Genomic DNA, 4,363 nt, shown 5'->3' on the forward strand with positions numbered 1-4,363 from the left:
TGCAAGAATGGCTATGGAAAAAGCACGCAAAGCCTATAATAAAGGACTAGCAACAGAGGCAAGCTTAAATAGGCAGCTTAATGCTTTAAGCCCACAAGCAAAGTCATATATGGATGAATTAAGTGGTGGTAATGCTGGAGGGGGAGTAACGGGAATATTTATGGGAGGTCGATAAACGCACAAATTTCTTCAGCCAATTATAATATATAAAATATTACAATCCGCTCCGTTTTTTACATATATATTTTTTAGGGAATAAAGAATGGTGTGGAATGGTGGAAACATAAAGAAGGTAGGAATAGATGAGACCAAAAGGATATTGCAACAGGCTTTTATAACAAGTGCTAGTAGCGGAGTAGCAACCACTCAAGTGTTAGAGAATGAACTGAGTCGTTTAGGTTATGAACTCTCTTTTTTTGGAGAGAGTTGTGATGTCATACATCTTTACAACATGTTTGGATACAAAGTAAATAGGAACCAAAATACCGTTTGTAGTGAGAAGAATCCTGTAGCTCTTGCCGATATGGCAGAAAAATTACATCAAATATTTCTAGAATCAAAAGGTGGCGATGGGAAAAGTTTACTAACAAATTTGTTTGAAAGAGGGAAAGAGACATTTGAAGAAATTGGTTTCAAAAGCCCTGAAACAATTTTGAATCAATACAGATTTCTCAACAGATTTGCTAATTATTTTGGAAGAGAATACTCAATCATCAATGAGGGAGAGAACATCTTTTTAGAATTGCTTACCGAAACAACAAACAAGAAAATGATACAGTCCATTGATAAGACAAAAACAGAATATCCGGATCTAGGCATACTTGATGCGACTCTAGAAAAATTAAATAATCATAAGAAGGAAATCAAAAGAATTTCTCACAAATCTAATCAATCACGACAATTAGAGAGAAAAATATATGCTCTTAAAGAAACTTTTCTGCAACAATTTTGGGACAAATACTCAAAAATAAGACAGCCTGTAAAATTATTAGAAATTAAACTAGAAGAGCAGGATAGAAAATTGTTAACAATACATATCGGGGATATTCAATTTTTGACTTTTGACAAGAAGAAGGAAGAGATTCAACCCCACAATAGCTTTATCTCAAATATGTTTTATAGGATTTTTAAAGAGAAAGATCCACTTCTTATACCTGCACAGTTATTGGCGAGAAGCATTATGGCACAAATAAAGACCAAAATCTAAAAACATATTTTGGATTTCAATGTCAGCAAAAAACTTTTTTGCAAATATTTGATGATATTTTTATGCAAAGAACGAATGATAGCTATATGTTAAGACTAGTTTTTGAAAAAAGAGTTAGGTTGCTAGAGTATTTTTGGGCTGGTTTTAACAAAGATTCAAATTTTAGGGAATTGGCAGAAATTGCAAAACATATAACAAAGAAAGAAAAAAAGACCAAAGCTTTAAGCGACTTAAAAAATGAATATGATGGTATGCCGCATAGTTTTTTAAAAATAGAACAACTTAGGATTTACTTAGATACAGAAAAAATCAAAGAAGAAATTTCCAAATATATACCAAAAGATAGGAGTATAGAAAATCTTGATTTGGACACATTATCAAAGATTACAATAGATGGTTTAAGTATTGAAGAATATTTTGGAACACAAGCAGCCCATTTGCTTAAAATCATCAAAATCAACAAAGAGACAAGAAAACCACAAAAAGAGCAGCCATCACAAAAATCTATCAAACAAAATAGGCAAGATCATCAAATTGAACCGAAAAATCTAACCGAAAATGATATTTTTGAGCTCAATATGAAAATTAAAGATTTTATTTTAAATAATATACAAAACAAAGATGTCGTAGGACATACTGGATATGTATCTCTAGAAACACTAAAGAAAGAATGCTTTAAGAATGATTCTAGAATAACAGCACTGCAAGATATTATGGATGTTATAGAGGCTGCCAAAAAAGAAGGGTATAGATATGGTAAAAAAACAGATGATGATGCTAAAGTGTATATACGACTATCAAACATCCTATTTTTTATTATTGATCTAGAGGAGATATGGAGAAAAAAACCATTGCAATGGCTTTCTAAATTTATTAGCCATTATAAAATAGCGGATCACTTGTTAGAGGAAAGCTGGGATAAAGGAGATAAAGATGGATTAACGAATGGAATATTATCGCGTTATATTAAGGAGTATTTTGATTGTGCTATTTATGGGGGATATTTAGAATATGATAGCAAATCGTTTGCAGATGCTAAAACAATTATTTTTAATACAGGACTTATTACCGAAAAATCTCAAGATGTATTTTTAATCCTCAAACGAACAAGCACTGACAAACTCTTTGCTCTTAAACAATTTGTAGATGATGTTCATTTGCCCGATGGATTTATGGCAAGAGATATTTGTCATGTTAAATTTTTCTCAGTTATAAATGATGCCATATTGCCGACAAAATTAGTTGAACTTGGAAAAACAGATTATGAGCACATCTTAGAAGAAAAAAGATTCGAGAGATTTCCAATAGAGATACAAGAGCTATATAAGGGGAGAAACTATGATTTTGAAAACAGATTGCAACAAGAAATAAAAGTATCTCTTGCAAAATGCAAAAGAGATTATAGGTTTGCAATTCCTCAAATTTATTTTGGAGAAACAGCTTTCTTATTGCCCATTTATTTTAATGAGCAAAAAGACAAAAGTAAGCCTGCCGTGCTTTGTGCGATGACAAAAATTAAAAAAATAAAAAAAAGAAACGGGGAAGAATCATATTACTACAAAATAAGAACAGTACTTACACCACAGATGGCTTATGATAATGCAAGACTTATTACCAAGCCAGATAGTAGTTGGCTTAAATCATAATTTTCAAGCAAAATGATGGTTTTGATAAAATCAGTTTTGATTGTTTTTCCACAAGAAGCGATATAGATTTCAACGATACCATCATTGCCGAGATAGTTAGAACAAATGGCTTAAAGTTGTTTGCAGACAATTCGGATTTTGGAAAAATAGAAGTGGATGTCATCTATATCTAACATCCATTATTTTTCAATACAAACCCTACATTACAACTCTTCGGATTCCCTGCTCAATCTCTTTGAGATTTATTGCTTTTAGTTTTCTGTATGTTGGATTCTGTGCTTCCTCCCTACTATCATCAACCCACATAGAACTAATAATCGGTTTTGCTCCTTGTGTTTGGGCTACGATTTTGAGCTCTCCACTCTCAATAAGTGCGGCTTGTTTTTCTTTGCTTATCCCTTCATAAATGGGTTGCTGGTTTAGCGTGAGTAAATTCAGAATATCATTCGGATCTCTCAACCTTTTAATTACGCCTTCCTTACACGCCCTATCCCATTCTCTCCAGTATGCTTTTTCATCTTCCCTGCGCTTAACTTCCTCATCTACGATAGCCTTAGCAACTTCCTCGGCTGTTGGGATTTTGTCGTTAATGTTCATAAGCTGCCATAACATTAAGCCATCTAATCTACCCATTTCAAACTCCTTTTTTATTTTATTTAGCGACATTATAACAAAAACTGAAGTTTGGATTCAAATGGATAAACTTATGCTAGAATACACGATAAGATTTTCAGTGTAGGGAGTGGCGCGATGACAATTACAATCAAAAACGCAAACAAAGATTTTTTAAAAGCTGTCAAAGAAGTAGCAAAACTTGCTAATCTTAAAGTCCAAGCCACACAAACAGATGAGGACATAGCAAAGCAGTGGCAACAAGAAGCTGATGAGGCATTGCAGCTCTACAAAGAAGGTAAGCTTGAAGCCTATAACTCAGCTAAGGAAATGCACAAAGCGATTCTTCAGTGAAATACAAAATCTTATACTCCAAAGCTTACAAAAAAGCAATTAAGCATTTTACTTCTGCGGATTTAGAGCTTTTAGAATCTGTGATTGACACATTAGCTAAGGGCGAAAAACTAGAAGCAAAATATAAGGATCATTCGCTTAAGGGAGCTTACAAGAATTTTAGAGAATGTCATATCAAGCCTGACTTGCTTTTAATCTATCAAAAGCAAGATGAGATTCTTATTCTTACTTGTATTAATGCTGGTAGCCATAGCACATTGTTTAAGAAATGACTTTGCTTTTGTGATAGAAGAGTTGAGAAGCAGATTCTTTCTTTAACAGCCTTATCTTTAACTTTTACACTAAAAATATTCTACTCTCTACACCCAAGGCTTAGAGAACCAAGCCCGCATTTCAGCAAACCAAACAGCAGGTGTAGGTAAGTTAGGAGAATTTACAAGATCTGAGATGAATGCTATTCAATATGGGGCTGAAGCTGGAGCATTAGGGCAGATAGCACAGGGTAACGCACTAAGAGCTGTGCACGGCACTGGACAAGCTTTCC

Annotated in this window: 5 protein-coding genes; 4 read left to right on the plus strand and 1 reads right to left on the minus strand. The window is 33.5% G+C overall.

The features are described 5' to 3' along the window. The first annotated feature begins 262 nt into the window (after positions 1-262). Together LS74_RS10590 and LS74_RS10595 are read left to right on the plus strand one after the other, a co-directional pair. Positions 263-1,207 carry a hypothetical protein gene (locus LS74_RS10590; protein WP_034588933.1) on the plus strand — a complete coding sequence of 315 codons (945 nt, stop codon included), beginning with the start codon at positions 263-265 and terminating at the stop codon, positions 1,205-1,207. Positions 1,208-1,293: 86 nt separating this feature from the next. Then, positions 1,294-2,853 carry a DUF3825 domain-containing protein gene (locus LS74_RS10595; protein WP_034588935.1) on the plus strand — a complete coding sequence of 520 codons (1,560 nt, stop codon included), beginning with the start codon at positions 1,294-1,296 and terminating at the stop codon, positions 2,851-2,853. Positions 2,854-3,051: 198 nt separating this feature from the next. Here the strand turns inward: LS74_RS10595 and LS74_RS10600 are convergent, their stop codons facing one another. Next, positions 3,052-3,486, minus strand: coding sequence for a hypothetical protein (locus LS74_RS10600; RefSeq protein WP_052086494.1), 435 nt, complete (start codon positions 3,484-3,486; stop codon positions 3,052-3,054). Positions 3,487-3,603: 117 nt separating this feature from the next. On the opposite strand from LS74_RS10600, the gene LS74_RS10605 reads away from it, so the two are divergent. Continuing rightward, positions 3,604-3,819 (plus strand): hypothetical protein, encoded by a 216-nt coding sequence (locus LS74_RS10605; protein WP_034588941.1) that lies wholly within the window; start codon positions 3,604-3,606, stop codon positions 3,817-3,819. Further along, positions 3,816-4,091, plus strand: coding sequence for a type II toxin-antitoxin system YafQ family toxin (locus tag LS74_RS10610; protein WP_034588937.1), 276 nt, complete (start codon positions 3,816-3,818; stop codon positions 4,089-4,091). The genes LS74_RS10605 and LS74_RS10610 overlap by 4 nt, the downstream gene beginning before the upstream one ends. The last annotated feature ends 272 nt before the right edge of the window (positions 4,092-4,363 follow it).

The organism is Helicobacter magdeburgensis (genome assembly GCF_000765825.2).
Classification (GTDB): domain Bacteria; phylum Campylobacterota; class Campylobacteria; order Campylobacterales; family Helicobacteraceae; genus Helicobacter_C; species Helicobacter_C magdeburgensis.

Bases quoted from the DNA above. Each gene is read 5' to 3' on its own strand.
- LS74_RS10600 (WP_052086494.1), bottom strand. From the start codon at position 3,486: ATGGGTAGATTAGATGGCTTAATGTTATGGCAGCTTATGAACATTAAC.
- LS74_RS10605 (WP_034588941.1), top strand. From the start codon at position 3,604: ATGACAATTACAATCAAAAACGCAAACAAAGATTTTTTAAAAGCTGTC.
- LS74_RS10590 (WP_034588933.1), top strand. From the start codon at position 263: ATGGTGTGGAATGGTGGAAACATAAAGAAGGTAGGAATAGATGAGACC.
- LS74_RS10595 (WP_034588935.1), top strand. From the start codon at position 1,294: ATGTTAAGACTAGTTTTTGAAAAAAGAGTTAGGTTGCTAGAGTATTTT.